The organism is Drouetiella sp., from assembly GCF_059504425.1.
This window is the reverse complement of record NZ_JCACIN010000040.1, coordinates 111,380-137,960: the sequence shown is the minus strand read 5'-3', so window position 1 is coordinate 137,960 and position 26,581 is coordinate 111,380. Positions and strand designations below refer to the sequence as shown.

At 51.7% G+C, this 26,581-nt stretch carries 21 protein-coding genes and 1 pseudogene; 10 read left to right on the top strand and 12 right to left on the bottom strand.

From position 1 onward, the window contains the following. Positions 1–21 precede the first annotated feature (21 nt). Together polA and AC5JMP_RS09340 are read right to left on the bottom strand one after the other, a co-directional pair. The gene (polA, locus tag AC5JMP_RS09345; protein ID WP_495851182.1) at positions 22–2,940 is read right to left on the bottom strand and encodes a DNA polymerase I; all 2,919 of its coding nucleotides are present in this window, start codon (positions 2,938–2,940) and stop codon (positions 22–24) included. A 187-nt stretch (positions 2,941–3,127) separates the two neighbouring features. Beyond that, positions 3,128–3,304: a ribbon-helix-helix domain-containing protein gene (locus tag AC5JMP_RS09340; RefSeq protein WP_495851181.1), complete on the bottom strand. Its 177-nt coding sequence runs from the start codon at positions 3,302–3,304 to the stop codon at positions 3,128–3,130. 365 nt (positions 3,305–3,669) lie between these two features. On the opposite strand from AC5JMP_RS09340, the gene AC5JMP_RS09335 reads away from it, so the two are divergent. Then, on the top strand, positions 3,670–3,846 hold the full coding sequence (locus tag AC5JMP_RS09335) for a hypothetical protein (RefSeq protein WP_495851180.1): 177 nt from the start codon (positions 3,670–3,672) through the stop codon (positions 3,844–3,846). Between the two features lie 7 nt (positions 3,847–3,853). Here AC5JMP_RS09335 and AC5JMP_RS09330 read toward each other — a convergent pair whose 3' ends face one another. Further along, positions 3,854–4,066, bottom strand: coding sequence for a type II toxin-antitoxin system HicB family antitoxin (locus AC5JMP_RS09330; RefSeq protein WP_495851179.1), 213 nt, complete (start codon positions 4,064–4,066; stop codon positions 3,854–3,856). A 713-nt stretch (positions 4,067–4,779) separates the two neighbouring features. Here AC5JMP_RS09330 and AC5JMP_RS09325 point away from each other — a divergent pair. From AC5JMP_RS09325 to AC5JMP_RS09310, 4 genes are all read left to right on the top strand, one after another. Continuing rightward, the gene (locus AC5JMP_RS09325; RefSeq protein ID WP_495851178.1) at positions 4,780–6,876 is read left to right on the top strand and encodes a pentapeptide repeat-containing protein; all 2,097 of its coding nucleotides are present in this window, start codon (positions 4,780–4,782) and stop codon (positions 6,874–6,876) included. A gap of 97 nt (positions 6,877–6,973) precedes the next feature. Then, positions 6,974–7,402 (top strand): DUF4346 domain-containing protein, encoded by a 429-nt coding sequence (locus tag AC5JMP_RS09320; protein WP_495851177.1) that lies wholly within the window; start codon positions 6,974–6,976, stop codon positions 7,400–7,402. An 83-nt stretch (positions 7,403–7,485) separates the two neighbouring features. Continuing rightward, positions 7,486–7,956, top strand: coding sequence for a 2TM domain-containing protein (locus AC5JMP_RS09315; RefSeq protein WP_495851176.1), 471 nt, complete (start codon positions 7,486–7,488; stop codon positions 7,954–7,956). 120 nt (positions 7,957–8,076) lie between these two features. Beyond that, positions 8,077–8,400 carry a (2Fe-2S) ferredoxin domain-containing protein gene (locus AC5JMP_RS09310; RefSeq protein WP_495851175.1) on the top strand — a complete coding sequence of 108 codons (324 nt, stop codon included), beginning with the start codon at positions 8,077–8,079 and terminating at the stop codon, positions 8,398–8,400. A 3-nt stretch (positions 8,401–8,403) separates the two neighbouring features. Here AC5JMP_RS09310 and nadB read toward each other — a convergent pair whose 3' ends face one another. Further along, positions 8,404–10,134, bottom strand: coding sequence for an L-aspartate oxidase (gene nadB / locus AC5JMP_RS09305; RefSeq protein ID WP_495851174.1), 1,731 nt, complete (start codon positions 10,132–10,134; stop codon positions 8,404–8,406). Positions 10,135–10,485: 351 nt separating this feature from the next. Continuing rightward, on the bottom strand, positions 10,486–10,914 hold the full coding sequence (gene psbU, locus AC5JMP_RS09300; RefSeq protein WP_495851173.1) for a photosystem II complex extrinsic protein PsbU: 429 nt from the start codon (positions 10,912–10,914) through the stop codon (positions 10,486–10,488). Positions 10,915–11,143: 229 nt separating this feature from the next. Here psbU and AC5JMP_RS09295 point away from each other — a divergent pair, with 229 nt between their 5' ends. The 3 genes from AC5JMP_RS09295 to AC5JMP_RS09285 all read left to right on the top strand — a co-directional run bounded on the left by AC5JMP_RS09295 (position 11,144) and on the right by AC5JMP_RS09285 (position 14,235). Next, the gene (locus AC5JMP_RS09295; protein ID WP_495851172.1) at positions 11,144–11,326 is read left to right on the top strand and encodes a hypothetical protein; all 183 of its coding nucleotides are present in this window, start codon (positions 11,144–11,146) and stop codon (positions 11,324–11,326) included. Positions 11,327–11,530: 204 nt separating this feature from the next. Then, positions 11,531–12,544, top strand: coding sequence for an aromatic ring-hydroxylating dioxygenase subunit alpha (locus tag AC5JMP_RS09290; RefSeq protein WP_495851171.1), 1,014 nt, complete (start codon positions 11,531–11,533; stop codon positions 12,542–12,544). A gap of 50 nt (positions 12,545–12,594) precedes the next feature. After that, a complete protein-coding gene (locus tag AC5JMP_RS09285) occupies positions 12,595–14,235 on the top strand; it encodes an NAD(P)/FAD-dependent oxidoreductase (RefSeq protein ID WP_495851170.1) in 1,641 nt (546 codons plus the stop codon). Between the two features lie 17 nt (positions 14,236–14,252). On the opposite strand, the pseudogene AC5JMP_RS09280 reads toward AC5JMP_RS09285, so the two are convergent. The 3 genes and pseudogenes from AC5JMP_RS09280 to ada form a co-directional block, all read right to left on the bottom strand. Then, positions 14,253–14,351: pseudogene (locus tag AC5JMP_RS09280) on the bottom strand (2OG-Fe(II) oxygenase); the annotation flags it as partial. A gap of 63 nt (positions 14,352–14,414) precedes the next feature. Continuing rightward, entirely contained in the window at positions 14,415–15,407 is a 993-nt protein-coding gene (locus AC5JMP_RS09275; RefSeq protein WP_495851169.1) for a pentapeptide repeat-containing protein, read from the bottom strand. 30 nt (positions 15,408–15,437) lie between these two features. Beyond that, the gene (ada, locus tag AC5JMP_RS09270; protein ID WP_495851168.1) at positions 15,438–16,544 is read right to left on the bottom strand and encodes a bifunctional DNA-binding transcriptional regulator/O6-methylguanine-DNA methyltransferase Ada; all 1,107 of its coding nucleotides are present in this window, start codon (positions 16,542–16,544) and stop codon (positions 15,438–15,440) included. A gap of 200 nt (positions 16,545–16,744) precedes the next feature. Here ada and AC5JMP_RS09265 point away from each other — a divergent pair, with 200 nt between their 5' ends. Further along, entirely contained in the window at positions 16,745–17,587 is an 843-nt protein-coding gene (locus tag AC5JMP_RS09265) for a DUF3153 domain-containing protein (protein WP_495851167.1), read from the top strand. On the opposite strand, the gene AC5JMP_RS09260 is transcribed toward AC5JMP_RS09265, so the two are convergent. After that, positions 17,557–18,912, bottom strand: coding sequence for a 2-succinylbenzoate--CoA ligase (locus AC5JMP_RS09260; protein WP_495851166.1), 1,356 nt, complete (start codon positions 18,910–18,912; stop codon positions 17,557–17,559). The genes AC5JMP_RS09265 and AC5JMP_RS09260 overlap by 31 nt on opposite strands. Positions 18,913–19,231: 319 nt before the next feature. Here AC5JMP_RS09260 and AC5JMP_RS09255 point away from each other — a divergent pair, with 319 nt between their 5' ends. Beyond that, entirely contained in the window at positions 19,232–19,612 is a 381-nt protein-coding gene (locus tag AC5JMP_RS09255) for a hypothetical protein (RefSeq protein WP_495851165.1), read from the top strand. A 207-nt stretch (positions 19,613–19,819) separates the two neighbouring features. Here the strand turns inward: AC5JMP_RS09255 and AC5JMP_RS09250 are convergent, their stop codons facing one another. The 3 genes from AC5JMP_RS09250 to AC5JMP_RS09240 form a co-directional block, all read right to left on the bottom strand. Next, positions 19,820–21,403 (bottom strand): FHA domain-containing protein, encoded by a 1,584-nt coding sequence (locus AC5JMP_RS09250; RefSeq protein ID WP_495851164.1) that lies wholly within the window; start codon positions 21,401–21,403, stop codon positions 19,820–19,822. A 67-nt stretch (positions 21,404–21,470) separates the two neighbouring features. Then, complete coding sequence (locus tag AC5JMP_RS09245) at positions 21,471–23,195, bottom strand: hypothetical protein (RefSeq protein ID WP_495851163.1); 1,725 nt, start codon at positions 23,193–23,195, stop codon at positions 21,471–21,473. A 311-nt stretch (positions 23,196–23,506) separates the two neighbouring features. Further along, positions 23,507–25,369 carry a protein kinase domain-containing protein gene (locus AC5JMP_RS09240; RefSeq protein WP_495851162.1) on the bottom strand — a complete coding sequence of 621 codons (1,863 nt, stop codon included), beginning with the start codon at positions 25,367–25,369 and terminating at the stop codon, positions 23,507–23,509. Between the last annotated feature and the right edge of the window lie 1,212 nt (positions 25,370–26,581).

Here is a 26,581-nt window from a genome sequence, read left to right as displayed (position 1 = left end):
CCCATGATGAAGAACTGCCAGCTACTTCGCCTCCATCCAGTTTTGTCCGGCGTGAATTTCGACTAGCAGCGGTACGCTCAGTTCTACCGCTGACTCCATAGCTGACTTAATCTGCGGCTGAAGTTCTGCCCACTCGTCAGGATGGACTTCAAACACGAGTTCATCATGCACCTGCAGCAGCAGATTGGCGCGGTAGGGCTTCAGCACTTCATGCAGCTTCACCATAGCGATTTTGATGATGTCGGCACTGGAGCCTTGGATGGGGGCATTAGCGGCGGCGCGCAGCATTTGGGCATCGTACTGATCGCGGGTTTTGATTTTGCCCAGGTCGATGCTGTGGGGATCTTGACCTCGAAGCGCCTTGAGATTTTCGCTGTTGAAGTTGAAATAGCGGCGACGACCGTGAATCGTGGTGACATAGCCATTGGCGATCGCCTCTCGCTGCATCTGCTGGAGATAGCCGAAGACCTGGGAATAGCGATCGTTGAAGCGTTCGATAAAGCCTTTGGCATCAGCAGATTTGAAGCCCGACTCGCGGGCAAACCGCTGTGCCCCCATGCCGTAAATCACGCCAAAGTTGATCACCTTGGCAAGGCGGCGCTCTTCGGAGGTGATGTTGTCCTTTTCAAACAGCAGTCGAGCAGTGAGGGCATGAACATCCTCATTTTTGCGGTAGGTTTCCAGCAGCACTGGCTCTTGACTCAGATGTGCCAGGATACGCAGCTCGATCTGAGAATAGTCGGCAGCCACCATTAGCCAGCCTGGTTCCGGCACAAAGGCGGCGCGAATTTGGCGACTAAATGCCGTGCGGATGGGAATGTTTTGCAGGTTGGGGTTGGAGGAGGAGAGCCGTCCCGTAGCGGTGATTGCCTGGTTGAAGTCGGTATGGACGCGATGAGTATCAGGACGCGCCAGCAGCGGCAGGGCATCCACATAGGTAGACTTGAGCTTGGCGAGGGTGCGGTTTTCGACGATCGCATCTACAACTGGATGATCGCCCTGAAGTTTTTCCAGGGTGGCGGCATCGGTGGAGTAGCCCGTTTTCATCTTGCGAGACTTTTTGCGATCGAGTCCGAGCTTCTCAAACAGCAGGTCTGCCAACTGCTTGGGCGAACCCAGGTTAAAGGTTTGTCCGGCGGCAGCGTAAGCCTGCTGGGCGATGTTGTCCAAGTCGGTTTCTAGCCGCTTCGAGAATTGCTGAAGGTAAGCAACGTCGATGCGAACGCCGACATATTCCATCTCTGCCAGGACAGGCTCTACAGGCAGCTCGACTTCTCGGAACAGGCGATCGAGTTCGGGGGTGGGCTGGAGGAGCGATCGCAAAATTGGCACGAGCTGAAACACAACATAGGCATCCATGCCGCAGTAGAGAGCCACCTGATCGATGTCAATATCGGCGATGTCTTTGCCTTTGGGCACCAGATCGGTATAGCTCTGAGACTTGAGGCTGAGATGCTTGAGTCCCAAATCGCTGAGGTTATGACTGCTCTCCGGATTGAGTACATAGCTTGCCAGCATCGTGTCAAACACTACGCCCTGAAGGTTCACCCCCTGACACCGCAGAATCAGGCGATCGAACTTGGCGTTTTGCAACGCTTTAGGATGGTCGGCACTTTCCAGAATCGGGCGCAGCGCCTCCAGCGTTTCAGCCTTGTCGAGGTTCTGACCCGATCGGTGCCTCAGCGGAATGTATGCCACCTGATCATATCCGGCTCCCCAGCAGCAGCCGATTCCCACTAGGTCAGCATCTCTGGGATCGAGGGCAGTGGTTTCTGTGTCCCAGGCGACGGGGGTGGCTGGATCTTGCTGCGTTTGCAGGAGCTGGATCAGGGTGGCTAGCTTTGCGGGGGTATCAATGACTTGGGGGGCGATCGCCGCTGTCACTAACTGCTGGCTGTCCTGAGTGTCTTCGGGGGTGAAGAACCAGGTGTCGTCGTTGAAGGAGGGACGAGGAGCCGGGAGCCGGGAGTCAGGAGTCGGGTCTACGGGTGAGTCGGCTGAGGATTCGCCGCTGAAGACGCGCTGAATTTTTTTGATTTGCCGTTGAAAGGTGCGTAGCTCTAGCTTTTCTAGCAGCGGATCTAGCTGAGTGGCATCGAAGCCTTGCAGCTTGCAGTCTTCAAGGTTGACTGCAACGGGCGTATCTAGATGAATCTGCGCCATGTATTGCGAGTGGAGAGCTGAGTCTTTGCCTTCCTCCAGCTTTTTCTTCGTCGCGCCTTTGATCTCCTCTAGCGAGGCGTAAACTTTTTCGAGAGAGCCATAGGTGTTGAGCAGGGTCACGGCTGTTTTGTCGCCAATGCCCCGCACTCCGGGAATATTGTCGGAGCTATCGCCACACAGCGCCTTATAGTCCACCACCTGCGATGGCAAGATGCCCATCTTGTCTTTGACTTCCTGCGTACCGAATTCTTTGGGCAGCGGCGTACCTTTGCCGAAGACCGTGCTGAGGTAGAGGATTTTCACCTGTCCTTCAGGGTCGATGAGCTGGAAGAGATCGCGATCGCCTGACAAGACCTTTACCTGAAAGCCGTCTTGACGGGCGCGGTGGGCGAGGGTGCCAATAATGTCGTCTGCCTCGTAGCCGGGAGCCGTCAGCACGGGCAAGTTTAGCGCTTGCAGCAATTCCTGAAGATTGAGCATATCGGGGGCAAAGTCTTCGGGGGCTTCGGGTCGTCCGGCTTTGTAGGTGTCGTCTGCCTCATGCCGATAGGTGGGGCCGCTGAGGTCAAAGGCGATCGCCAGATACTCCGGCTTTTCGGCTTCCAGGGTGTCTAGTAACGCCTTGAGAAACCCGTAGGAGATGCTGGTGGGGATGCCTGTGGAGGTGCGCAATCCGCCGTCTCGCCCTTTGGAGTGGGCAAAATACGATCGAAAGGCGAGGGAATGCCCGTCGATGAGGAGAATTTTGGGTGAACCAGCGGGAGCGACGGAGGACATAGGCGGCAGGATCAAATCGAGTAAGCCAAATCGAGAATAAGCCTACCGCATCTGAAGACGGCAGGGCTAGAACGCTTGTTCTGCTTCTCTATTGTACAAATTTGTGCAGATTTGATGCTGGGGACGATCGCGCCAAGAGTAAGACCTCCGAGGTTTTCAAAACCTCGGAGGTCTTGGTAGAGCTTGCCTATGGGCGGTCGCTCTCAGGTTTCTTTGCCTTCTTCGCCTGATGTTCTTTGACGGCTTGAGTCAACACATAGGTAGCAAGGCTGCTGATCGATCGGCTTTCTTCAGCAGCCCATTCTTCTAGTGCCTTCTGAATTTCTTCCGGCAGATATGCGGTTACGCGTCCGCGTGAAGCCATTGAACTCAGTCTCCTTTAGACCGTGAATCCTGCTGCCTAACCCACTCTTCTATTAATTCCGCAGCGACTTGACTCATATCCCTGTCTTGCAAAGCGCACAAGGACTTGAATCGAAGCTTTAGAGCTTTGTCAATATAAATCTTAAGCGAGTCTTGAGCCACGTCTAAGTCAAGCGTCAGGTTCCTTCTCAAAAATAGGGCACAAAGTAACTTATCTCTTGAATAGTCACTAAAGTAACTTGTCTCCTAGGAGACTAAGGTCTACAATTCTATTTAATCTAAAAAAGCTGAAAGCCAGCATTCCCAAGTTTCTCAGGCTCCGGGGTGCTGGCTCAGGCTCCATATTCTGCTGGAGACAAATTTATTATGACCTATCGAGATCGCCTTAACCATTGGGCGGTGATTCGGCTGCTGCCCAAAATGCAGCGCGTGGTGGTGGCGAGGTTCAAGAATCGATCGGATGCTGATGGCTATGTGATGACGTTGAGGCGGCTATTTCCTGACGGGGTGTTTGTGGTGGTGTTTGACCCGATCGGAGAGTAAGCCGTGTTTAGGCAGACAGCAAGCGACCTTGGGGTTCAGGAATCGATCGCCCCAATGCCTGAGCTGTTTCAATCCATTCCTGCATAATTACCTCTACGTTCTGAATTGCCTCAGCATAGGTTGAGCCGTTGGCTGCACATCCCGGCAGTTCAGGCACTTCTGCAATGAATGCCTGATCGACGTTGCTCCAATACAAAATAATTTCATAGCGAAGTGCCATCTTGACCTCCTAGCCTGTACTTGAGGATAACGACTTGACGCATTGCTGGATAAAAGGCGATCCCCCTAATCCCCCTTAAAAAGGGGGACTTTGAGTTAGAAAAGGGAAACTTTGAGTTAAAAAGGGGGAGTTTGAGCATATTTTGGTTCAATTCCCCCCTTTTTAAGGGGGGCTAGGGGGGATCATTAACGCTCGATCGCTTAACCGGGAAATATTGCAACGCTGCTAACTCAGCCGTTGAACCTTTGGACTCAGGTGACGCATCTCTGAACATAAGTGATGAGCTTTTGAGGTAAATCGCCCCACCTCCAACATTAACCGTCGAACCTCTGAACTCGGCGAATGAGGCTTTGAGGTGAATCGTTGAGGCTCTGAACTCGGCGGATGAGGCTCTGAACTCGGCGGATGAGGCTCTGAGGTGGAACGATGAGGCTCTGAACTCGGCGGATGAGACTTTGAGGTGGAACGATGAGGCTCTGAACTCGACGGATGAGGCTTTGGACTCGGCGAATGAGACTTTGAGGTGGAACGATGAGGCTTTGGACTCGGCGAGTGAGACTTTGAGGTGGAACGATGAGGCTTTAAACCTCATTCACCACAATATTTGCTGCCATCTAGCCATCCCCAAAGCTTTCATGCTACATCTGTAGCAAATTCTCTCCTAAATTTCCCCTACTCCCTACTGCCCATTCCCTACTTCTCCTCTTGCCTCCATGCCCTCCGATTTCTCTGGTCAAAACCTGCGCGGTCGCAACTTCAAGGGGCAAGATCTGACTGGGGCAAACTTCGCCAATACCGATATTCGAGGGGCAAACTTCACCAATGCGGTGCTGAGGAAGGCAAATTTTACAGGGGCAAGGGCAGGGGTTCAGAGGCGATGGATGATTGTTCAACTCGTCAGCTCTTTTTTGCTCTCTGGGGTGCTGACCTTCGTTTCAGTGCTGTTCAGTGCCGTATTTATTGCCTATTTCTTTACCTCTGATGCCATTCAGCAGTACACAATTTTTCCGGGTATTGCCGTTGTGTGCCTCAATGCTGTCACATTTTTGGCGATCGCCCGTCAAGGGTTGACCACTAAAGCTGCTGGGACAATTGTGCTGGCTATGGCGATCGCCATAGCAGTCGCAGGGGCAGTCGCAGGGGCAGTCGCAGTCGCAGGCACAGTCGCAGGGGCAGTCGCAGTCGCAGTCGCAGGTACAGTCGCAGGGGCAGTCGCAGGGGCAGTCGCAGTCGCAGTCGCAGGGGCAGTCGCAGTCGCAGTCGCAGGCACAGTCGCAGGGGCAGTCGCAGTCGCAGTCGCAGGTACAGTCGCAGCCGCAGTCGCAGTCGCAGTCGCAGGTACAGTCGCAGTCGCAGTCGCAGTCGCAGTCGCAGTTGCAGTTGCAGTTTTGTTACTCAGCTTCTACGTAGCATGGCGAGCCAACAAAGGAGACGAAAAATTTGCGCTAGTTCGCAGCTTTGGCGTAGCGTTTGGGGCTTTGGGCGGCACAAGCTTTTGTGGGGCAGACCTCACCGCCGCCAACTTCACAGGAGCCAACCTCAAAAGCACAAATTCTAATGCCAGTAAGCAAAAGCCGACTATCCTCACCCATGCCTGCTGGAAAGATGCTAAAAAGCTCGATCGAGCCAGAGTCGGCGACTCGCTCCTGGCAAATCCTGCCGTCCGAGAATTACTCGTCACCCGCAACGGCTACAAAAAGTCTTATGTTGAAGCTAAAAACCTTCGAGAAGCCAATCTCTTCGGCGCTAATCTCAACGAAGCCGTCTTGAAATGGACTGATCTGAGTGGCGCTAACTTGCAGCGTGCTGATCTCCGAGGAGCCAATCTCACCGAAGCGCTGGTCATCGGTGCAGATTTGACGGGGGCTGCGCTCACCGGAACTTGTCTCCAGTCCTGGAACATCGACACTTCTACAGTCTTGAAAGACATCGACTGCCAGTATGTTTTTCTGCTAGAGCAGCCCAACGAGTTTGGCAGCCGAGAGCGTCGCCCCCATGATCCCAACAAAATCTTTCAGCCTGGAGACTTCGAGAAATATTTCAAAGAAGTCTTGGACACCGTACAAATCTTGATCCGAGATGGCATCAACCCTGAAGCCTTCAAAACCGCGCTGCAAACGGTTCTAGAGAAATACCCTGAAGCCACCGTCCAAGGCATCGAGGAGCAAGCTCAGGATGTATTGCTCACCCTTAAAGTTGCAGAAAACACAAACAAAGGAGAAGTTGAACAAGACTGGGATGCCGTTTACCAGATCCGATTAGCCGCCGAAAAAAGCGCCGCCTTGCTGGAGTGCGAACAGCGCCATAGCCAAGATCTCAAAGCCATTACCCTCGCCACCGTCACCAACCTTGGCACACTTTTGTCGAACCTCTCCATCAACACCACCGCAGAGAGTAAAGCCATGAACGACAGTACCGACTCTAGCCGCAATCTCACCGTTGACGGCAACCTCAACGCCACAGGTAGCACCTTCAACCTGGGCGAAATCAGCGGCAACGTCACCAACACCCTCAACCAGCTCCAAGCCACCGCCACCCCCGAAGCCGCCCAACTCGCCGCCCTGCTGAAGGAATTACAGGAAGCGATCGCCACCTCTGACCTTACCCCTGCCGACAAAACCGAAGCCCTAGAGCAAGTCAATACCCTGGCAAAAGCCGGACAAAACCCCGCAGACGGCACCCTAAAAAAGCTCTCCGGAACCGCCGTTAAAGTGATCAAAGGGACGATCGCTGCCCTGCCCGACACCACAAAACTCGTCGAAGCTTGCAGTAAATTACTTCCGGCGATCGTCTCTTTACTGGGACTGTAAGCCTTGGAACTGTAAGCCCTTCATAAAAAACACAGCGCGGATAAGCTAGATTGGGAGATCGCCGACCCTATCCAAAACAGATCTAGCTAAATCCTCCATGACTCCATCGGTTCCCGAAGAAAATCTCACACTTAGTAAGTTAGCTCAAGAGCTAGCGAGAGACTTAAAAGCTTTAGATGACAAGCTCTCCAAGCGATTTATTGAACTTGACCCAGACGGCTATTTTTTGATTTATCTCGATCGCCCCACTCAATTAATTTGCGCCAAACACTTCGCCAATATCATTGACGACAAAGGCTTGGCTTGCGACCCTGAAACGGGTAAGCCTCTACCTACCAAAGGCAAAGCTCAGCATACCCACACGGCAGTCTATACGGGACGGACGGCAAAAGAGCTTTGTATCAAGATTTTTGAAGAAACTCAGCCCTGTCCGATCGGCTACCTAGACCATGCGGCATATCTGGGTCGAGAGTTTTTGCGGGCGGAAATTGCGCTAATCAATGGCGAAGAATACGTCCAAGATTAGCAAGATGTCCACCGGACACATAGTTTATAACTAAGGTGAGGGCTTCCCGTACCCGAAACTTTTTACCCCGTCTCACTACTGCCATGATGGAGCTATACCGTTCGGAAGACGCTCAGCAAATTTTGCAAATTGCGATCGCCCGCCAAGCCGAAGTGGGAGAACTGACCCGCACCCAGCTTTTTGAGATTGCCGCCGAGCTAAACATTGCCCCTGCTGACATTCAAGCCGCCGAGCAGGAATGGCTGACCCGTCAAGGAGAATCAGTCGAGCGTAGTGCCTTTGATCTGCAACGACGGCATCGCTTTCAGCAGCGTTTCGCCAAATTTGCGATCGTCAACGGTTTCCTGCTGACCGTGAATTTCCTCAACGGCTGGGGAGTCGGATTCCTGGTCTATATCTGCTTATTCTGGGGGTTAGGCATGGCGCTTGATGCCTGGAAAACCTTCAAGTTAGGCGGCGAAGACTACGAGGAAGCCTTTCTTCGCTGGCGGCAGCGGCGACAGCTCAAAAAATCTGTCTCTAGCCTAGTTAATCGCGTGCTGAGCATTGGCTAGTGATTTAGTCAAATAAGAGTGGATGAGTGGATGAGTGGATGAGTTTTTCCCATCGACCCATCGACCCATCGACCCATCTACATCCACCCGTCAGTTAATAATTGGCAAACCGCTATTGGTATGACCGATTCTCCTCAGTTCCTAAAACCGCTCCAGCGGCGGTGCGTTTTGGTGTGTCAGCATCGCTCCTGTCTCCGCAACGGTTCGGCTGAGGTGTTAGCAGCGTTTCAGGCGACTGTCCCCAATGGCGTATTTGCCAGCGGCAGCGAGTGTATGGGGCAGTGTGCATCGGGAACCACGGTACACATCATGCCCGATAACTTCTGGTATTGCCGGATTAAGCCGAGTGACGTACCGACGATCGTGCAGCAGCATTTATGGAGCGATCGCCCGGTCGAATCTCTTCTCCACCCTCGTTTCCATCCTCCGGCAGAATGGCTCTAAAGTTCACTGGTCTGAAAGGGGCGCAGATTTTTGGATGCGATCGCTCTCTACGATCGTATGTACCTGCCAGCTTGGCTCAGTATTGGGATAATCCAGTCGGTAATGTCCGCCCCGGCTTTCTTGACGAAATGCAGCGCTCTTGAGCATGAGGCAAGCCACGTCTAAAAGATTTCGGGTTTCTGCCCAGGCGCGGAATGTGGGAATAGGATCGGGCAAGTCGAGTCGTAGGGTCGAAAGCGATCGCACCTCTAATAAAGCCTGACTCAGAGGCAAAGCCGCAAACTCCTGCTGCCAGCCTTGGACTTGAGCGATCGCCCCCTCTAAAGTTTTCTGCTCTCGACAAATTCCGGCGCTCTGCCACATCAAGCGAGGCACTTCCTGCCGCCAGTGACGAATTTGGGCTTCTGAGTCTCGCCATTCCTGTAACAAATTCTGGGTCGTGGAAGATGGCGGGAGTTCTGCCGATCGCCACTCTGGCAGCTCTAGCTTCGCTAACTGCGACCCAAACACCAGACACTCCAGCAGAGAATTGCTGGCAAGGCGATTGGCTCCATGCACTCCCGTACTGGCAGTTTCGCCGATCGCATAGAGTCCCGGAATGCTGGTGCGGCACAGCGTATCTGTGGTGATGCCCCCCATCCAATAGTGAGCGGCTGGGGCAACCGGAATCGGCTGCTGAAACACATCCACGCCCCATCGCTGGCAGACCTGAATGATGTTAGGGAAGCGATGGCGAATTCGGTCTGGGGCGATCGGTCGTAAATCTAGCCAGACGTGAGCTGATGCCGGATCGGCTGCACTTTGCAGGTGGCTAAAAATGGCGCGACTGACCACATCTCTGGGGGCAAGTTCACCCGCAGGATGATACTTAAAGGCAAAGCGATCGCCTTGGTCATCAATCAGATGCGCCCCTTCGCCCCGCACGGCTTCGCTGATCAGAAATCGCGGTGCGCTTGGAACCGTTAGCGCGGTCGGGTGAAACTGCATAAATTCCAAATCGCGGAGCTGTGCGCCTGTCCGCCATGCCATCGCTACGCCGTCGCCCGTGCTGACATCGGGATTGGTGGTTTGGGCAAAGACCTGTCCGCCACCGCCTGTCGCCAGCAGCACGGCTCCTGCCCGTAGCCAGATAATTTGCTGTCCCTGCGGTTCTTGATACTGTGATGCTTGATACTGTGATTCTTGATAAAACAGCCGCACTCCCTGACAGCCGTTCTCCTCCATCCACAGATCCAGCACAAAGCTCTGGGGAATCACCCGAATATTTTTGCGGCTTAAAACCTGTGCCGTCAGCGTTGTCACCATGGCGCGTCCGGTGGTGTCAGCAGCGTGCAGCACCCGCCGCCGAGAGTGTGCTGCCTCTAGAGTCATGGCTAGCGCGTCTCCCTGGCGATCGAACCCCACGCCCATTTCCACCAGTGAGCGCACACATTCCGGGGCTTTTTCCACCAGCAGCGCCACGGCTTCTGGCTCACACAGCCCTGCCCCTGCCTTGAGGGTGTCTTCGATATGGAGCTGCGGCGAGTCATCTGGAGCGATCGCTGCCGCAATGCCGCCTTGTGCCCAGTCGCTTGCCGAGAGCGCCAGCGTATCTTTGGTGAGTAGCCCTACCTGAAGGTGCGGAGGCAAACAGAGGGCTGCATAAAGTCCGGCAGCACCGCCGCCAATAATCAGCACATCGAAGGGATTGGACGATAGATCGGTAGACAGAAGAGTTGCAACGCGATCGGGCACGATATTTAACCTACATAGCAACCGCCAAGGCGGTTAGGACGGGGACATTTTTGGATGAATTAACCTGAAGTAATTATTTTGAAAAAGTAGGCGTAGCCTACTTTTTCAAAATAATTACTTGGTTTTATTAAATTTGCGATCCTAAGCAAACTGGCGACAGCCATAGCAACAGGGTTTTGAAGCAGCATTTTGAGAATATAAAAAATTGCCCCTACAGAACCGTGGGCTTGGCTACCGTAAAGCTAGCAAGCACAACGCACAGGATGGGGGCAATTCTTGAAAGTAGTCTTGAGAAAAGTAGTCTTGAGAATTTGAAGACGGCCTTAAACCGCGAATCAGCTTAAGAGACTCTTAGCGATAGATACCATTATTGTAGCGATCGGCACCCTCTACAAACGTAGCTTCTGGCGCAGAAACCGTTAGTTTGTCAAGATTTTTGGTCAGGATATCCTTCTGGCGATCGGTCAAGCCAGGGATTTTTAGCACGTCATCGACGGTATCAAAGGGCGCGTACTTGATGATTGCCTTAGCAATGCTGGGATACATACCGGGATATTGGGTAAAAGCCCGCACATTCGTGTTGTTCAAATCAATTTTTTTACCAAAATCAGTCGCTAGCTTATCATCAGCGCTGTTCCGGGCTTCGGCTAAGACCAGAGATGAAGTATTGAAGCTAAGAACGTTAAACCCTGCTGCGTTTGCGGGTTGAGCGATGCCTAGCCCTCCCAAACAGCTAATCGCCAGCGCGATCGCCATCACCATGCCAAAGAATCGTTTCATTAAAAAGCGTCCTCCCAATTTCGACAAACCAAAATTCATATGTAAGCCCGTACACACAGCTATCTATATAGAGCCTACCACTTTCGACACCTATTTAACGTGAGATTAATTTGAGTCCAGACCGCACTCTTTCACTGGACGTTATCCCACAGACTTTCTGGGTATTCTAAGGACAACTTATTGTCCGTACAGACCGCTCTGTAGAAAACAATCTACCGGAAGTAAATTTATGGGAACGCGCAATCGTCCGATCGCTGATGCGGCTGCCAAGCGAGAAATTGAGCAGTTTCGTCAAGAGATGGATCACAAGCTAGAACATGCGATCGACCATCACGAATTCAAGATGGTATACATCGGCATTGCCACACTGATCGCATTTGCCGCCGCAATTTATGCCGCCTGGAAGCTATAGCGACAGTTTTTAGGGGCATTGCTTAATCTCAGTCGATCGCAAAGCTTACGTTCGATCTCCCCAACCCCCTTAAAAAGGGGGCTTCAGAACTCAAAGATCCCCTTTTTTCTAGCGTGAGCTTAATCTGGGTGTGAATTTTTTTGAAAGGGACGCGGAGCGCCCCTTTCAAAAAAATTCACACCTGAAATCAGCAGCGCCTTTTTAGTGAATATTTTAGAAAATATGCTGACCAACCTCTGGTATGCCGTTGAATTTAGCGCGGTGCTTGCCCAACAGCCCCGGCAAATTACGCTGATGGGCAAAGAATTTGTGCTGTACCGAGACAGTCAAGGGAAGGCGATCGCCCTAGACAATCGCTGTGCCCATCGCTCGGCGGCTCTGGCGCTGGGTCGAGTCGAGGGCGACTGTCTGCACTGTCCCTATCACGGCTGGCAGTATCAGGCGGATGGAGTCTGTGTCAACATTCCGGCAAATCAGCTTGGCATGGAAATTCCAAAACGCGCCCGCGTGGAGCCATACCCAGTGCAGGAGCAAAACGGATTTATTTGGCTGTTTGTCGGCGATCTTCCTGAAAGCCAGCGTCCGTCTCTTCCCGAACTGCCGCAGTTTGCCCCTAACTTCACAGAGTGGCATCAATCGATCGATGAGTTTTGCTGGAACGCAAACTATAGCCGCGTGATTGAAAACAATGTGGATGTTTCCCATCCTCCCTTTATTCATCGAAAATTGGGTCAGCGGGTCAATCAAGATGCCACGATTCAGCTTTTGCAGGTCGAGCCAGTTCAGGGGGGAGCCAGCGTGACGCTAACTGCCAAACTCGCTAAGCTCAAAGGCTTTTGGCAAATGCTGGTGGCACAGCAGGAGGAATTTGGCTCCACGCGTCGTCATAGCTTCTATCTCCCCAACTTCACCACCTTGGAACTCAATTTTGGCAAGTTTAAACTTGCGTTTTTAATGGCGCATGTTCCTGTCTCTGAAACCGTTACCGTTACCAAATCAATTATTCTGCGAAACTTCTTCAAGTGCCGATTATTCGATCGCAGCACCAACCAGTTTGGACGCAAGCTGCTCCGAGAAGATGAGGCGATCGTGAAAACACAGGTGCTCCAGGCGATCGGCACAAACCGCGAGCTGTTAGTCGCCTCAGATGCCATGATCCTGGCTTACCGCAAGCTCCATAAAGAACATGCCGACAAATACCCCACTCTCCACCCCTGAAGCAAGAATTGTTCTAAAATGGTGAGCCTGAGCTATGCCTAGACCTTGCTATGTTGAGACTGACAGAAATAAAGCTGCCGTTGGATCATCCTGAAGGGGCGATCGAATCCGCCATCCTCAAGAAGCTGCAAATTGCTCCAGAAGCGCTAATTCGCTACTCAATTTTCAAGCGTAGCTACGATGCCCGGAAGCGAGAAGACATTATTCTGGTCTACATTCTGGATGTAGAAACGACTCAGGAAAAGCAGATCCTTCAGCGACTCAGGAAAGATCAGCATGTGGTCGCCACACCTGACATGAGCTACCACTTTGAGGTGCAAGCCCCCAGGGACGCAATCAGTGAGGCAATGCGCCCGATCGTCATTGGCACAGGGCCTTGCGGTATGTTTGCGGGTTTGATGCTGGCGCAAATGGGTTTTCGTCCCCTCATCCTAGAACGCGGTAAAGCAGTGAAAGAACGGACTGCCGACACCTTTGGATTTTGGCGGAAAAAAGGGCTGAACCCTGAGTCAAATGCGCAGTTTGGGGAAGGCGGCGCGGGCACCTTTTCTGACGGCAAACTCTACAGTCAGGTAAGAGATTCCCAGCACTACGGACGCAAGGTGCTGACCGAACTCGTCAATGCTGGAGCCTCTCCAGAAATTCTGTACATCAACAAGCCCCACATCGGCACCTTCAAGCTGGTCAAAATTGTTGAGAATATCCGCAACACGATCGTCTCTCTAGGCGGCGAAATTCGCTTTCAGAGTCGTGTGGAAGACTTGGACATTGAGGAGGGGCAAGTTCGCGGCGTGACGCTAGCCAGCGGAGAATATATTCGCAGCGATTACGTCGTTCTGGCAGTGGGGCACAGCGCCAGGGACACCTTTCAAATGCTGTTCGATCGCGGTGTCTATATCGAAGCCAAGCCGTTCTCTATTGGCTTTCGGGTCGAGCATCCCCAGTCCTTGATCGATCGCTGTCGGTTTGGCACCCATGCCGGACATCCGCTGCTGGGCGCTGCTGACTATCGGCTAGTCCACCACTGCTCCAACGGGCGATCGGTCTACAGCTTTTGTATGTGTCCGGGGGGCATGGTGGTGGCTGCGGCATCAGAGCCGGGGCGAGTCGTCACCAACGGCATGAGCCAATATTCCCGCAACGAGCAAAATGCAAATAGCGCGATCGTCGTGGGCATCACCCCAGAAGATTATCCCGGTCATCCTCTGGCAGGGATTGCCCTACAGCGGCAGCTAGAAGAACGCGCCTTTGAGTTGGGCGGCGGCACTTATGAAGCTCCAGGACAGCTCGTAGGTGACTTTATCGCCAATCGTCCCTCTCAGGCGCTAGGTACCGTTACGCCCTCCTACACTCCTGGCGTGCATTTGGGCGACCTAAACGAGAGTTTGCCAGAGTACGCGATCGCTGCCATTCGGGAGGCGCTGCCTGCCTTTGAGCAGCAAATCAAAGGATTTGCCATGGCGGATGCCGTCTTGACTGGGGTTGAAACCCGCACCTCATCGCCGATTCGCATCAAGCGCGGAGAAGATTACCAGAGCTTAAACACAGCAGGGCTTTACCCAGCGGGAGAAGGAGCCGGATATGCGGGCGGCATCCTTTCGGCGGGGATTGACGGTATCAAGGTTGCCGAGGCAGTTGCCCTCAAGATTTCGGGGGGTGCTGTCGCTCAACTCTCAAGCAGTGCGCTCTGAATTAATTTCGTCGCAAGCCGATCGCCCCGGACAGGTCTGTGGCTAACGGCAAAGATCACGGCTTCCCCCTGACGTAATGAGACAATTTCTGCTTGCGACTGCATCCGGGGGCGCTGCATCTTATTTAGTTTGGCGCTGGAGATAGGGATAGTTCAAGGGGATAAGATCGATCGATCGGCTTACTGTGTTGGGATTCCTAATTCTTTGCAGTCGCGATCGGGGTTGACTTTTGCGCTTGGTGGTAATTTGGTTTTGCAAAGCTTGACAAATCTGAGCTTGGTACCTCTGAGGTCAGCACGGCTGATGTTAGCACGGCTGATGTTGGTATTGCTGAGGTCGGCACCTCTGAGGTTAGCACTGCTGAGGTCTGCAGCGCTAAGGTCTGCAGCGCTGAGGTTAACATCGCTAAGGTTGGCACGGCTAAGGTTGGAACCTCTGAGGTTGGCACTGCTAAGGTTAACATCGCTGAGGTCTGCACTTCTGAGGTCTGCACTTCTGAGGTCTGCACCGCTGAGGTCGGCTCTTGCCAGGGAAATTACAATCTGCGTTTTAGCTTCTCCCTTCTTAGGCTCGATCGCAATTAGCTTTAACTCTGATAAAAATCCAATCACTTGCCCCTTTCCGTTTCCGTCTAAGCTAGGGTCTTTCAGCAGCGCTAGCGTGGATGCTCTCGTCACACTCTGTAAGTCCTTATCCTCTTTGATTTTGCCGTCTAGGAAAACAGTTGTGAGCTGGCTCAAATAGGTCTTAATCGCCTCTTGCTGTCGAACCGCTTGATCCTGTTTATCCTTTTGCTCCTGGTAAGACTGGGTTGCGTACCACACCACCACGGGAATTAACAGAACCCCGATCGCCTCAAAGACTGGGCTAAGCCTCTCGACAATTTGGAAGAAGGCTGCGCGTTCAACCAGATTAGCCCCAGGCTCCCAAACCCGCTTCTCCAACATAAGGAACGGTTGATTCAGGAGGGAGGCAACCCAGCGCCAGCCCTTTAATCTTGCCGCCTGTTCTTTCTCTAATTGGAGCTTGGCTTCATTCCAGTCTTCCTCTGATGTGCTGCGTCTGCTACGCGATCGCCATAGCTCATGTGCCCTCTCTCGAATGGCTTCCTCCGAAATAGGCGCAAGGGGTTTTGTACTCTTTGTCTTTTTGGAGGGCTTTGGAGCGGTCATCGCGTATTTCTTTTCATGAGGCTATGCCTACTATTCAACCAGACGAAGTGCATGGGGATTCCGATCGTTGTTCGGTGATGATTCTCGGTCTAGTAATGCGCGCTTGCGCTCAACCCCCCATCGGTATCCGCTCAGCTCTCCATTACTGCGAACCACACGGTGACAGGGGATAGCGACTGCGAGTTTGTTTGCGGCACAGGCCGTCGCAACGGCTCTTACGGCTGTGGGACTGTCAATCTGTTGGGCAACTTCTGTGTAGCTTACAGTTGTTCCGGGTGGGATGGTCTGCAACGCTTTCCAAACTCGCTGCTGAAAGGCAGTGCCCTGGACATCTAGCGGCAAATCCAGCCCACGATCGGGGGTTTCAATCAACGCCATCACCTGCGCTACCCAACCGGAAAAGATCGCGTCTGATTCACGAATCTGGGCGTTAGGAAATCGACTCTGCAATTGCTCAGTCAAAGCCTTGGGGGTATCGCCAAAATCGATCGCGCAAATGCCCTTTTCTGTGGCTGCAACTAAAACCCAGCCCAAAAACGATCGCTCGATCGCAAACTGAATTTCAACATCTGCTGCCCCTGCCTTATATTGACTGGGTACCATACCTAACATATCGATCGCTCCTTCATAAAAATGGCTATTGGTGCCAAACCCTGCATCATAGAGGGTTTGAGTCACGGATCTCCCCTGTTGTAGACCGTCACGCACTCGCTTTTGTCGCTGGGCGATCCCATAGGCCTTGGGCGTGACTCCCACAATTTCCTTAAACAGCCGTTGAAAGTGATATTGGCTTAGTCCTGCAACTGCCGCCAATTCGCTCAATGAAAGCGAGATTTCTGAGGCTTCAATCTTTTTGCAGATTTTAGCGATTAACTGCACCTGCTCCGCGCGTGGCGATGTGGTGTTGGGTTGACACCGCTTACAAGGACGAAAGCCTGCCTGTTCGGCTTCGCTACAGGTTTGAAAAAAGTAGACATTATGGCGACTTGGCAATCGCGAAGAACAAGCTGGACGGCAGTAAACGCCTGTTGTTTTGACGGCATAGACAAAGGCTCCATCCGCCTGACGATCGCGGTTTGCTAATGCCTCCCAACGCAGTTCGTCTGTCGAAAAGAGTTCACCTGTCGCGCTTTGCATGATACGCTCTCCTAGAAATCGGCTAAAAATCGGCTAAAAAATAGTCTGCCTCTACCCGAAAAACCAAGCTCAGTCCGCCTTCAATCCTGATGTTACGGATTGGGGGAGCCAACTGCCATCTGATTCTTGCGGTCTAATTCAGCGGTCTAATTTAGCAGAGCCGATCGCGTAACCCTGCGTAGGTTGTATCATTCTTTTCTATGAGTAGAACCCTCTCTAAGCGAAAAACGATTGCCCAGATCTTAATTAAGTTTCGGCTGCTGTGGCTGATTCTAGTTGCGTTTTTCTTGCTCTCAGGCTGCGTTCGTGATGATATCAGCATTCGATTTAGCGATGCCAATCATGGAAGATTTGTGCAGCAGATTCGCATTGCTCAGCCTGTTACAGAATTGGAAGGCGTGATGGCGATCGCTTGGCTAGAGCGGCTGGAACACCAGACCGAAAGCCTGGGCGGATGGGTACAGCATCCTGGTAGCCAGGAGAGCATCCTGACCCTTCCTTTCTTCAATGTCAAAGATCTAGAAACCAAGTTTAATCAGCTATTTGCATCAGAGTTTGAGACTGGGTTTGACATGGGAAAGCTCAAAAATAACAAGTTTAAAGATAATGAGCGTGAAGCCTTGCCGACGATCGCCTCTCATCTCAAAATGCGATCGGGTAACTGGATTTTCTGGCAGCGAATGGTTTTGGACTGCGAGCTAGATCTGCGATCGCTCAATGAGATCTTTGTGAGAGGCGTTTCAGAACCTGGCGCGAGTTCGGGGATGGCAAAGGTGGCGATCGATCCGCGCCAAATCTTGAGTTTGGAGTTTCGCCTCAGTACGCCTTGGGGTGCGCGGGCGCTGGAGACGGCTCATACCCCGGCGCGGCGCAGTCAGGGACGGCAGCTCATCTGGAAGCTAGAGCCAGGAGAAATGAATCATATTGCCGCCATCTTTTGGGTACCCAGCCCAATCGGCACTGGTGCAATGCTGATTGTCTTTTTGATGCTGATCGGACTATACATCAAGGCTCAATCTCCCAAAGTTTTAACGGACTCGTAGCTAATTTTCCCTTGCGCGTTCCGTGGCAACGCTTCAACGATAACCCAGCGTTTTGGCTGCTTGAACCGACTAAGACGCGAAGCGATCGCTCCTTGAATCTGAGCTACCTCCACTTCTGGATGGCAAGGCACATAAACAGCCGTTACTCCTTCTCCCCACTGGCGATCGGGCAAACCCACTACACAGACATCGGCGACCAGACCCGTTGCCCGAATGGCAGCTTCAACTTCGTCGGGAAAAACATTTTCGCCGCCTGTGATGATCTTCCGGCTGGCGCGCCCCACGATATGCAGATAGCCTTCTGCATCAAGGTAGCCTACATCATCGGTTTGAAATGTCGTTTGGGGAAGTGCGCCCCAATTGCCGTAATAGCCCAACGCTAAGGATGCAGACTGAATGGCGATCGCTCCTACCTGTCCCCGCTCCATAGGCTGATTTTGCGGATCGACAATTTGAATTTTGGCATGGGGTAAAGCCCTGCCGCTGCCTGTTTTTCCTGCCAGGAAGTCTACAGGCTTCAGCGTTGCTACCTGCGAGGCGGTTTCCGTCATGCCATAGGTCGGCGCTAGCTGAATCTGATGCCGCCTTGCTGCCGCTAACAGGTCATCCCAGGCAGGCGCACCGCCCAATAGCACTGTGCGAAATTGAGACAGCCACGCGATCGCCTCTGGGTCTTGTAATAGGCGCTGGAGCTGGGTAGGCACGAGGGAGATAAAGAAGTCGGTTGGGTCAAATTCAGGCGGCTGTTTGAAATCTAGCTGCTTGAACGGCACGATCGCTAGCTTGCCACCTGTGAGGAGCGATCGCAGCATCTGCATTAATCCGCTGACATGATAGAGCGGCAGCGTGCAGCAGGAGTTGATGGTATCAGACTCAAAGTGTTGTTGAAATCCCATCACGGAAGCCGTTAGCGTTTGCCAGGTGTGGACGGCAAAGCGCACCTGTCCAGAAGACCCACCTGTAGGAATCATGATCCAGCCAGGTTCTGGGAGTTTCCCCTTCTTCGACCTTACCCCCTGAAATTCTTTTACCTCTCCCAGAATTACATCTGGCTGAATCTGCTCAAACACTTGCTGCCACTCCGCTTCAACCCAATGAGGATTACCCAAAAAAATCGGGCACTGCGCAGCACAGGCAGCAATAAAGCCTGCCACAAAATCCGCCGGATCGGGTTCAGCCAGCAGCACAGTCGGAGGTTTGCGATCGCCTTCCTGCATCAAGGTCTGCAACTGATCTTCTGCCCGTTTTGTCAGGCTGTGGCAGTCAAGTCCAATCAGCCAGGAATCGCGAGAACGCTGCCGTAGAAGTGCGATCGGAGAAGTCATGGCTGCTATTAAACCATGTATGGCAACCGCCAAGGCTGTTAGGACGGAAACATTTTCGGTGGGGCGCGCAGCGCCCCACCGAACATATCCTAAGTAAACTGGCGACAGCTACGTTAACTCAACCCCATAGCAATTAATCCTGAGCAATCAACCTGGTATCAACCCAGCAATTTGTCGGCTTTTAGCTCTCATTTAGCTTCAGGGAAAAAGAAGAAATTCTTAAGATAGGCTAATTTTTGTGCTTTTAGCTACAGAAATATATTAGGATTATATTAACAAAAAATATTCTTCTAAGAATTTAGCGTTTGGTACGAGAACTATGGCTACTGCACTTCATTTCAACCTGGACGAAATCGACGCTCAGCATCGGGCAGCGATCGCGGCTTCCTTGACCCGTCGTCTAGAAGTCGCTAAAGCGGCTCAGAATTTTCAGCTCATTGCGCTGTTAGAGCAAGAACAGCAACAGCTAGGGCTAGTCAAAAAACAGCATGGCTTGGCTCTTGTTGCCAAAGTCAAGCAGGTCTGGAATTCTTGGATGGATGCGATCGCCCATCACTCCATGCTTTCAATTGACCAAATTATGAGCGATTCTGGCACTGTTCTATGGCGCGCTTACGATCCACGCACAGGCAAAACGCTTTATGCAGAGTCTGAGTCTGAGGTCTTGCAATGGATCGAAGACAATGATCTAGGGCGGTAAGCTTTGGCTAACTCATTCAAGGGATGATTAGCATAGCCCTACGTAATTGAGTTAGGACGAGTTATTTTTTGAGAGCCGCGCGGAGCGCGGCTCTCAAAAAATAACTCATTGGATCTAAGCGCGTAACGCTACACCAGCTAATCATCCCCTGAATCTGCTGAAGTTTCGGCACGTTCGCACTGCGAACGTGCCGAAACTATTGGCATCCTATGCTTCCACCACTAACCGATCGACTGGGCGGGCAATGCAAGACAGGATGTAGCCCGCTTCCTGATCCGCTGCGCTGAGGGCAATAGGCTGACCCGCATACTGCACCTGACCTTCACGCGCCATAACCTTGCAGGCACCGCAGGAACCCACCCGGCAGGCGTTACGAATCGGGATGCCTTCCTGTTCTGCAAGCTCTAGAACAGAAGTATTGCCATCGGCTGGAACGCTGCGATCGGAGTTGGCAAACTTAACCAAGGGCGCAACTTTAACCGAGGTATTCCCCCCTAAAGGACTGGGCAGTAGATCGGGTGACTTGCTTTGACCATTGCGGCTGGGCGCGATCGAACTCTGAGCAGGCGCAGTTTTAGAAGGAGCTGTTTTGCTGACTTTAGACAAATTGGCAGCGCTGATAGTAGATGTATCCTGAGCAGAGACGGCAGGAGCAGTTTTTGCGGCTGGCTTGCCTCCAAAGCTTTCTTGCTTGTATTGCTGCATCGGAAAGTTGACGGACTCCAGCAAAGATTTGAAGGTCTGGACAAAGCCATCAGGGCCACAGGCATAGACTGCGCGATCGAGCAAATCGGGCACAACCACATGCAGCATAGATTTGGAGATCCGTCCCGTTAGTCCCAGCCAGGGATATCTCGCAGAAGGCTGAGTCGTGGTGATTGCCAAACGGAAATTTGACATTTGAGCCGACATCATCGCCAGCTCATCTCGAAAAACAATGTCCTCAGGCTTGCGGGCGCTGTGCAGAAATACAACGTCGCAATCTGCCAAGGTATCCTGTACCCACCGCGCCATTGACATCATCGGCGTGATACCGCTGCCTGCCGAAATCAGCAGGATCTTGGGTGGTAGATCGGGTAGACAGCTAAAGTGACCGAGCGGGGTACCCACAAATTTGACGCGATCGCCCACCTTAAACGAGTTATGCAGCCAGCTAGAAACCAATCCCGGTCGCACTTCTGGATGACCAGAGACTTCACGCTTCACGGTAATATGAATTGCATGGGGACGGGTTGGAGAGGAAGAAATTGAGTAGGGGCGAAGAATAGGCTTGCCGTCAATCTCAACCTCTAAGTTAACAAACTGTCCGGGCTTATAGTTAAACGTCACGGGCGGCTCGGCAACAAAGCAAAACGTTTTGACATCGGGCGTTTCGTCAATGATTCGGCAGCATCGTACCTGCAAATCACCTGATGTCCACTGGGGTTCCATTGCGGTAAGCGATAAGTCTCCCTCTGCAGCAGCAGGCGATGGCGGCTCCATCTCTTCAATGTGAATATAAGTCTCCCCAATTTGGAGCAAGTCTCCTACTCGCAGCGATCGCTTATCGTTCTCCTCAACTAGCTCTCCATTTAGCGATGAGCCGGAGGTGCTGCCATCATCCATAAAGTAATAGGTGCCATCCTGATAAATAATTTTTCCATGCACTCGGCTAACCTCTTGAGCAGACAGAACCAAGTCGCAAGTTGCATATCTTCCGATTACCCACTCTAGCTGTCCGGGACGAGACTGGGTCAGAATATGAGTTCCAAATTCTTGCTGCTCGAAGTTCACCGATTTGAGTTTTAACATATGTAGTCTCCCAGATAGTTTGTGTAGGATGGCGGTGCCGAAGCAGAACTCTTAAAGGAGATGCAAGCTAACGTCGCCGTTTTTGAGGGGGAACAGAGCGAGCAATCGTTCGGTTGGCAGGTTTAGCAACGGTTCTTGCCAGAGTTTCCGAATCTCCATCCGTAGCCGATCGCTCGGTAGAAGCGACCAATAGCTCTGGACGAGTGGTGGCGATCGTCTGGATGGCCGTAAAGTGATCAGAGTCTTGAATCTGGAGATCTTGACGCAGTTTTTTGCAGAACTCAAAACTTTGGGAAGGATCGGTGACGCGCTGTTCCAGCAAGTCTTGCACCACGCCTGTGTAGGTCTGCAACTGGAGCTGCTGCGAGACAGCCAACAAGACTTTTGCCAGTGTATACACCTCATTTGAGGTTAATTCTTCGAGAGAACGCCCATCCAACAGCTTTGGATCGATCGGGAACTGCTGGAGCTGCTTTCTTAGGCTGGTAGACATACTCTCCCGATTGTATTGAGCATGAGTCCGGCTCAGCGTTCGGTAAAGCCAGATTGCGCCCACCAAAACAACCAGCGCATTGAACCCCAGCAGGAGATAGGTTGGCAAGCGATTGAGGGATGGACGCGCACCATAGGAAAAGAACGTCCAGAAGGATATGGCAGTGAATAGTGTAAAAATAACGTGCTGAGCCTGTTCAGCTGAAGCAGGTTTCTTTCGCCATACCGTATATCGACGATAAAGCTTTTCTAAAATCAATCCCCAGACAAAAGTTATGGAAAGCAGAATGGCATAGGTGATGAATACGGCAATAAACTTGGGAATACCGATAGAGTGACCCTGAATGTAAAAGCCTGGATCAAATACTCTGCTCAGTAAATCTCGCTCATGCGTCCACATACCTGTGAAGTAGTAATCCCAATTTCCAGAGTACAGGTAATAGTACAGATAAAAGCCAATGACCATACCTAGATAACCATACTGCACCAGTCGCCGACCCGGTTTTTGCAGCTCTTGCCAGTAGGTTTTTTCAGCATCAATGTCGATACAGGGCAACTTGCAGCCGACGCAAGCACTCTGTTCTTTCCCAGTTTTGGGGTCTACTGTGCGGCACATTGATTGGGTAATACTGGGCTTTGGCGTAGTGTGCGCCTTGCTGCCCATCAGCGATCGCGGACCCGTGTAAATCATTTGTACAGGAGCCATCGGACAAAAGTAATTGCACCAGCTTTTCCCTGCGTAGAGATAGCCAATGAGCATAGCAGAAGCGATCGTCCCGATTAAAAAATAGGCTAGAGCGGTGCGATCGCCGTTGACAAACAGAATTCGTAGCCCCAGCCCCAGAAAAAACAGCCCAGACTGCACATACAGATGATTCTTTCCTAGCCAGGAATTCTCGCCAATTGTTACCAATTCGTACCGCACTGCCTGGGTGACTGGATCAATAACCTTGCGCTTACGCTGCATCCCCAAAGCGCGCGGAATCTGAGATAAAAAGGAGAGCGGGCAAATTCTTCGCCAAAACTCATGTCCAAATACCAGCAGAATAAAGATGCCTGCGGGCACAATCATTGCCCACCACATCAAAACACTCATCGAGTAAGATTCCTGCGGTAAACAGGTTTCTCGAATCTTGACGCACTGATCGAGATTGATGTGAAAGGGGCTAGCTAAGTTATCAGGATGGGTAAAGTGCGGCGTAATGGGGTCATAAAACAAGGATGCAATTAGCAGCAGCCAGCCCAGCGTCAGGAGCCACCGGACTCGGTGCATTGTGGTTTCTGGAACTTTGTTTAGCATCTGGATGTCTCTCTACGGGTAAGCTTCTCGTTACTTGGAAATCAGCATCAGTGGATGCTTTTATGGATTTTGCAAATCTCTAAGCGGATGGTTGAAAAGTTTAACTATGGGTAGCGAAACGTTTCAGATCCCCCTCAATCCCCGTGCTATCGCGCCGCTGCGCTAGAAAAAAGGGGAACTTTGAATTCATTTCGCCCCTTTTTAAGGGGGGCAGGGGGATCAACAGGTGCCTAAAATCACAGCCGACCACTTTTCAAACATCCTCTAACTTTTCAAACCTCTAACTTTTCAAATCTCTAACTCTGCCACTTTTAAGGGATAGCACGGGAACTAATCTGCCAGATTCGCAGTTGATTCTCTCGGTTCACTCCCACGAGATAGCGATGATTAGGGCCGAGGGCAACCGCAACATCTTGACCGCACTTGCTAGGCAACGTGGTCATCAAACTGCCTTGGGGACTCCAGACGCGGATGTTGCCGTCATTGTGAACGGTGACCGCGTGCTGTTTTCCTAGCAGCGTTGTCACAAGCTGGGCAGAATTCTGAGGGAATGCCCGCATCAGACCTTCTTGCTGCAAATCCCAAACCAGCGTCCGATCTTCGCCAAAGCTAAAGAGCATATGATCATCTGCCATACGGAGGCTAACGATCGCCCCTTTATGTCCGGCAAAGGTGCGACGGAGCTGCCCAGTTTGCAAATCCCAAAGCTGCAAATCGCGAGTACTGCCAGCCGTCACCAAACGGTTTGAATTGCCGCCGTAAGTCATTGCCGTTACCGGATTGTCGGTAGCCAAGCTGCGCAAAGGCGCTCCAGTTTGCAAATCCCAAACTCGCAGGGTTCCATCCTCACCGCTGCTGGCGATCGATTTTCCATCGGGACTCATCGCCACGGCTGCCACGGCTCCCGGATGCGCTTCAATGCTCCAGAGCAGCGTTCCGAGCGTCGTGTCCCAAAGCCGCAGGGTCTGATCTTTGCCGCCGCTGACTAATAGACGACCGTCCTGACTCATATCCAAAGCTGTCACTATATCCCTGTGCCCTGACAGAGTTTGCAGCGCCGCTCCGGTGGGCAGAGCCCAGAGACGCAGGGCATGATCCGCCTCTGCCGTAACTAGAAAACGGTTGTCTGGCGCAATCAACATGCGATCGACATTCGAGGGCAGCTTCATGTCATGCACCAGAGTAATGTCTTTTTCTGAGCGGGAGACAAAATGCTCTGCTTGAGACAGCATTGCACCCGCCTGTTCAATTCGGCTAGAGCCATACCATCCGCTCAATAGCAGCAGCGCTGCGACCGTGGGTTTCCAAAGCTGCCGAATAGATAGACTCTGCTTTAAAGACCGCCCTACAGGTTTTTGCTTCACCGGGCGCGATCGCAAATTTACCAAAACCTCGGCAGCACTTTCGTAGCGCTGTCGGGGATGACGCTGCACCATTCGGCTTAGAATTGCAGCCAGGTGAGGATCGATCGATTGCCCTTGCAAATGAACCTGCCAATCTAGCTCACCCGAAATCGGATTTTGCTGAAAATCTTGCGGGTGAACGCCTGTCATCATCTGAATAATCGATACGCCCAAAGCATAAATATCGCTACCAAACTCTGCCATGCCCAAGAGCTGTTCATCTGGCATGTATCCCGGAGTGCCAATGGCAATATCAGCGCTAGGTGCATTCGGCTCAGACACATAGCAAGCCGCTCCAAAATCAATAAGAACGATCGTATTTTTGCTGTAAATTAGATGACTTGGCTTAATATCCCGATGAATCACCTGCTGGGCATGAATGTAATCCAAGATAGGTAAGACTTTTTGTAATACGATGCTCGCCGCTTCTGAATTCAGGTATTGCCCTGGAGCGATCGCATCTTCCAAATTGTCGCCTTCAACATACTCCTGAATCTGGTAAATTCGTTCTTGTTCATGACAGTAGGCAAACAAGATTGGAATTTGGGCATGGTTTTGCCCAAACTGATCCAAAATCTGCGCTTCGGTTGCGAAGAGCTGTTGAGCTGTCTCCTGTGAAATTGTGCTGCTAGGCGATAGCTGAAAGCACTTGACAACGCAAAGCGGGTGACAGGGTAAATATTTATCCCGTGCCAAGTAGGTTTCGCTAAACCCACCCGACCCAAGTTTCTCTAGAATGAGATACCGTTCAGCTAAAAGTTGCCCAATCATATGTATCAAACCTCTGTACAGCCGTCCCGATGCCGAACTAATTTCTGCATCTGTGTTTTGAATAGATCCTTTCGCAAGGGCAATTTTGACAGCCCAATTGCGCTAACTGAGTTGAAAACGTTCAAAGCCTCATCTGTTCTGATGCCCCAAATGCTGCCTAGCAGTTCAGTAGACTGACATTGCTGAACTTACTTAAAGAAAGGAGGAGGGCAATGCTCGGCTCACTAGACCCACACCCAATGGCTGCGAGTCGCTTCTAGCCTGTCTTCTGCGCTTTGTTCATACTACTTATAACAGTTTAAACCACCGAAGATGTGATTTTAGTCACACTTCCAATTAAGTGCCTCTCGCCCACTTAATTGGAACACTATGCAAGATTGTATTCCAATTAGTGAAAAATTACCACTTTTGCACCAATCCGCTTTTGCTCTGTGATTGTCACGTAATTTCTTGCGGTAGCCGTCTATCCGGTAATTGCCCCGATCGCGCCAGCAGCAGCGACCGTTCAGCGATCGAACTGTATGATCAGGCAGATTGCCCCATTACGGATACTATAGACTAATTTTTTAATTGGAACAAGATCAGATAAAGTGTTCCAGACAAAATACCGTATCCTCTCACTGGTATAGCTGTATTCACAGCAGTTAGGACGGGGACATTTTTGAGGGCGCGCTCCGCGCGCCCTCAAAAATGTCCTAAGCCCGATGATTATGGCTACAAAGCTTGACAATAGGGCATTGCTTACAGCAATTTTCAATCGCATAAAACACAGTTATTTTTGTAGAAACCTCGCTCCGCGCGGCTTTTACAAAAATAACCCACACTCAACCAAGCGCAAAGCGCTGTAACAGAGGGATGTTTTTTTGTTGGAGAGGAGTACTCCGTGCTCCTCTCCAACAAAAATGGCGCTGCTGAATTGAAGTATGAATCTATCTGAGTTGACAGTTTTCTCGCCCCCTAAATCCCCCAATTCTGGGGGACTTCCGAGCCATTCAAAGTCCCCCAGAATTGGGGGTTGGGGGGCTTTCATACTTGTACTCAGCAACGCCCAAAAAATCATCCCAGAGATCACCAATGCCGACGATGGTTTGGGTCAGCTCTAATTCAGCTAATCTGGCTTCATGAACTGACTGAAGCTAAAGCATCCTGTAATCAGAAAGCATCTTTGATAGACACCCCACTATCCACCCCAGAAACATCTTCAATAAGGAG